Here is a 5,066-nt window from a genome sequence, read left to right as displayed (position 1 = left end):
TAGACGTCTCCGCCGTTGAGGTTGGCGAAGTGGGGGGCGGGGACGATGAAGCCGGCCTCGGCCAGGGGGCGGATGATCGCCAGTGACTTCTGCGGGCTGCTGCTGAAGCCGTGCATGAACTCACAGACCGGGAAGACGCCCTGGGCGACGGGGGCGTTGGTGACCGGGGAGCCACCGGGGGTGCCGGTGGCGGGGTAGTAGACGTAGGTGGTCCACCGGCGGCTGCCGCGGCTCCAGGCGTACTGGCGCACGCCGACCGCGAACCGCTGGGCCGGAGCGCCGGCCCTCGCGGTGGCGCCTGCCTGTCCCGTGCCGAGCAGGGACATGCCTACGCCCGCGGCTCCGGCTGCGCTCAGGGTCAGGAAACTACGCCGTTGCATGGTCATGAAGACTCCTGGTGTGGGGGGTGCGGAGCGCTGCTCGGTCAGGTGCCGGGAAGAGGCATCGGTGATGCCGGGGCGGTCGCACTGACCGAGGTGGTGGGGTTGTAGCCGTGGGGGTGGTCAGGTGGGCGTATCACGCACGGTGGAGGACGTTCCGGTCCTGCCTGTGGCAGCGACCGTGGCGGTGATGGATGTGGCGTTGCCTTGCGGGCAGAGACACGGCGACGGCGAGCCGGTGACCACCTGCCGCCCCCCTGCGGAAGCGTGACAGAGGAGGCATCTCCTCCCACTTGTCGTGTGCCGCGCCTCTGGGAGCGTTCCCACATCGGGGTTGCAACAGTCAGAGTCCCGATCGGGTACCGGTCTGTCAATCATTGGCGCCCAACTCTGTTGTCTTCGACGCGCATTCGACAGATCGAGGGGCGGGCGGCGCGGTGTGGCGTCTCCGCACACCGCCCGGTCACGCTCGCGACGGTCCCTTGTCAGCCGTGACCGATACCCGCACTCATGCCGGCGATCGTATGGGCCCTGACGTCGAGGTGAGGTCCCTCCGCGAATCGGGTCATCACGGCGCGGACATGGTCCTGGGCGGGCTGGAGCAGCCCGTCGTACACCGCGACGCAGACTTCCCGCGCCCGTGACCGGGGCCAGTCGGATGGCAGCAGCCCGATGGGGAGCAACGGGTCCAGGATGGGGAAGTGCCGGTAGGCGTGCATGACCTCGGTCCGGGCGCGCACCGCGTCGGCACCGGTGACGCCGTCGGCGCTGATGTGCGCAAGCAAGCCGCTCCAACGACTGATGAACGCGTGGTAGTGCTCGGCGATGCCGGTCAGGTCCCACGATTCGACCGGGTTGCGGGCGACGTCCGTGTCCAGTTCCTCCTGCCGCGCGCGGAACACGGTCACCGCTCCCCGCGCCAGGTCGGCCACCTCGATCCGCCCCTTGGGGGTCAGGGGGTGCGGCGACACCCAGAGCGCGTCGTACAGCGGCGCGAACCCGCGCCAACGCAGCGCGGTGCGCAACGCCCGCCGCCGCGTGCTCTCCTGTTCCGGAACGGAGAAGGCGATCAGTGTCCACCGTCCGTCCCACGAGTCGGGCTGAGTGGTGAAGGTGGCGATCGAGCTGGCGCCGCTCCACAGATCGACGGCGGCCTGAGACGTCAGCCGGTAGGAGCTGTACCGCCCTTGCCGGCTGCCCTCCAGCACCCCACGGCGCATCAGCCTGCTGATCGTCGTACGGGCGGCGCCCGCGGTCACTTGGAAATCGCCGAGCAGCGCCACGATCGCCGCGGACGGCAACCAGGACCGGACGGGGAACGTGTAGTCGGCGATCAACGTCACCGCGAGACCCTGTGGCGAGACAGTGCTCTGCCAGCCGGGCGACCGCACGGGGCCGGCGGCGCCGTCACCCTCGTCGGAGAAGATCTCCTCGAGGTGGGACAGGTTCGGCAAGGTCGGCTCCGACGCGGTGGACAGGATCGGCACCACTTTAACGGTTGGGAAATCGTCGGGTGGAGCTCCGCCGGGATCGGCCCGCCCGGCGGGACCTCCGCGCACCGGTGAAGTGAAGGTGCCCGGACAGTGCCCGGGTGAACAACACCGGCGTTCTTCGAGGGGTGGCAGCGAACCGTCATCCTGGCCCGATGATGACCTGGCGGCGCAGGAAGGGGTTCATGGCGCTCATGGCAAGCACTGTCCGGCCGTGCTGGTTGATCACCTCGATGCCGGTGGCGGGCTCGGCACCCCTGCCTCCCGCTGCGCTTCGCGCTCCCGCGCCGCCCACGTACTGCCCTGGACGTCGCGCTCCGGGCTGCGTACCGGCCGGTCCCGGTCGTCCATCAGGAGGCGACCAGGACTGCTTTACGCAGGTCGCGGCTGGGAGTCCGTGCGGAGGGCGCAGGCGACGGGGCGCTACGGCGTCAGCGAAGCCGGCAATGGATGGGAAGGGCTTGGCATCGCGTGGTCGGCGGGCGCAGCCGTCACCGCCGGGTGAGGGTGGACGGCGCCCCGGCGGACTGGTCACCCTCGTCGCTCAGGCTCAGGGTGTCTCGGCCGGTCATCGTGACGACGTAGACATTGCCTGTGGCGCAGGCCACTTCGGCCGACGGGTCGGTGGATTGGCTGGTGACAGCCTTGAGGACCATTGAGGCTTTGCGTACCTCCCGCAATTGCAGGGTCTCGGTGCATCCCAGCTCAAGGCGGGTGTTCACTTCGGTCACGTTGCTGACCTGCTTGCCCGCCAGTTCACCCCGTTGTGCCGGGTGGAGTGTCAGAGTGAAGGTGAACCGGTTGGTTCGGCGCTGATTATCATCGTCGGGGGTGGGATTGCCCGGCCCGGTGCCGACCCATGTACCTGCCCAGGCCGCGGGAAGCGATGTGGCCGCGGACGACGGCGAAGGCGTTCCGCCGGAGGCGTCATCGCCGGAGAAGCGCTGCACCACGAACGTGCCTGCCGTAGCCATCAGGGCCGCGGCCGTGGTCCCGACGACCACCCTGCCGGTACGGCTTGACACCCACCGTCGCACAGCGTCGGAAGGCGGCAGGACGGCGGTCGCCGCGTCGGCCGGAGCCGGGCCGTCTTCGGGCTCACGTGACACAGCCGGCACGGATGGCGATCGCACTGTCGTGGAGATCAACGCGTGCGCCTCCTCCTCCCGCACGGTGAGATCTTTTTCCAGCGCCTCGGGCAGCAACTGCGGCCAGGTACCGCACCGGCCGCCCAGACGTTCCAACAGAACGCTGACAGTGCCGGGCGTGGGCCGCTGCTCGGGGTCCTTGGCCAGACAGGACCGCAAGAACGGGATCAGGGCCGTCGGAACGCCGTCGAGGTTCGGCTCCTGATGCACGATGCGGTAGAGCTGCACCGCGGGCGAGAACTCCTCGTTCGGACGGGAAAACGGGCCCCGTCCCGTCGCCGCGTACACCAGCACCGCAGCCAGCGAGAACACATCACCGGGCGCACCCGATTCCCCGGCACTCGCCTGCTCCGGCGCCAGATAGCCGGGAGTGCCGATCACACCACCGGTCCTCGTGTGACGCGAGTCCTCCCTCGCGCGGGCGATTCCGAAATCGATGAGCAACGGACTACGGCGGCCCAGCAGCACATTGGACGGCTTGACATCCCGGTGGGCCAGCCCGGCCCCGTGTACCGCTCCCAGCGCCCCGAAAAGTTCGGAAGCCAGTGCCAGTACGCACGGCTCGGGCAGCGGGCCGTACCGCCGCACCCACTCCGCCAGGGACGGCGCCGCCACGTATTCGGTGGCGAGCCACTGCGGGCGCTGCCCCACCGGGCTGTAGTCCACCACCGCAGGCGTCCAGGGGGAGCGCACCTGGTCGCTGTTACGGATTTCCCGCGCGAACCGCTCCTCGAACCCCTGCTCCCGTCCGAACTCGGCACGCACCGTCTTCAGCGCCAGCGGACGCCCCGACACCGTCCGGGACAGATACACCCGCCCCATGCCACCCTCACCGAGCCGCGCCAGCAGGGGATAACCCCCAACAGCCCCGGGATCCGACTCGTCCAGCAATTCCACGCCCCGCGCCCTCTCCTTTGTGCACTGCCGATCAGGTTCAGCCCCCCGGACCAGCACCACCAAGCACCGCATCCGTGGCGTCCGCGCCAAGCATCACCTGTTGCACCCGCAACACACTATTCTCAGCGAAACTCCTGGCAGCCTGAGGCCCCCTCACCGGCCGAGAGGCCAAGTGGACGGTCAGGAGGGAAGATCCGGGCCGGGGAGGTGCTCGGGCAGGGTGGGCGGTCTTGCAGCGAATGTGCCGGAAGTCACGGCGGACGCGGGCGGGGGCGAGTCCGCCCGGGAAACCGGCCCTTCAGTCGGCTCGTGCGTGCCACCCGCTCGGGCTCGACCCGGCGACCTGGGCCGCGTTGCGAACTGCGTGCTCAGGCGCGGAGACGGACGCGCTAGGTCTGGAGGAGCTACGGCCGGTGCGTGCGCCGGGGAACCAACAGTGAACCGCGAAGCTCCGCGCTCAGGACCGAGTTCCTCGCTGCTCGCCCACCACAGGCCGGCGCTGCGCGCGGGACTGTCCTCCTGCTTCGCTCGCTTGCAGTGGCTACGGGCAGGGATTGGCCGACAGCCATCAACAGGTACGCGCACTCAGCCACGGCCACCTCGTCCGGTTCGAGGCGAGCAGGAACTGAGCAGCGTCAGGACGCCCGCCGTCTCACGGTTCGCCGAGCAGGAGCCGGCCGTTGCGATGCCCGTCACGAGTGGCGTCTACGGCGATCGCAGCGGCCGGGGTGGCGAGGAAGGCGTGCACTCCCTGGTGAGCGGGGAGTGCACGTCGGGGGGTTGCACAGCGAGCAGGGTCGGATCACTCCGTCCCGAAGCGCCCTGCAGAGGATTCTGCGGCATGTGCGGACGGTGTGAGCACCCGGCGTACCGCGTCGGCGAGTGCGGGAGCCGCGTTCGCGTCGGCATCGGCGATCCCGACGCCGTAGCGGAACCGCACGGTCGCCCCGTCCTCGATGGTCAGCTCCTCGCTGAAGAACGGTGCGGGGTTGAGGCAGGCGAACTCCTCTGTACGGGCGAACCACTGCGGCGGGTGACTCGGGTTGGCCGCATCGTCGACCATGAGCACCAGCGACTCGGCGTCCGTCTCGTCGTGGCGGCCCGCGAAAGCCATCCACGGCATGCGCCGCCCGCGGACCTCGTCGCCGCCC

General features: G+C 69.8%; 3 protein-coding genes and 1 pseudogene. All 4 read right to left on the bottom strand.

Annotation, left to right across the window (positions count from 1 at the left end; translation table 11 throughout):
• Positions 1–386: pseudogene (locus IG99_RS43035) on the bottom strand (RICIN domain-containing protein); the annotation flags it as partial.
• Between the two features lie 479 nt (positions 387–865).
• Positions 866–1,867 (bottom strand): PaaX family transcriptional regulator, encoded by a 1,002-nt coding sequence (locus tag IG99_RS43030; RefSeq protein WP_234312174.1) that lies wholly within the window; start codon positions 1,865–1,867, stop codon positions 866–868.
• Positions 1,868–2,361: 494 nt separating this feature from the next.
• Positions 2,362–3,915 (bottom strand): serine/threonine-protein kinase, encoded by a 1,554-nt coding sequence (locus IG99_RS44675; protein ID WP_158973385.1) that lies wholly within the window; start codon positions 3,913–3,915, stop codon positions 2,362–2,364.
• A gap of 802 nt (positions 3,916–4,717) precedes the next feature.
• The coding region (locus IG99_RS43020) for a DUF6807 family protein (protein WP_037684442.1) at positions 4,718–5,066 on the bottom strand (349 nt) is incomplete at its 5' end.

It is taken from the genome of Streptomyces griseus subsp. griseus, from assembly GCF_000720255.1.
GTDB classification, from domain to species: domain Bacteria; phylum Actinomycetota; class Actinomycetes; order Streptomycetales; family Streptomycetaceae; genus Streptomyces; species Streptomyces griseus_I.
The sequence above is the reverse complement of the archived record's forward strand: the minus strand, read 5'-3'. Positions and strand labels throughout refer to the sequence as shown.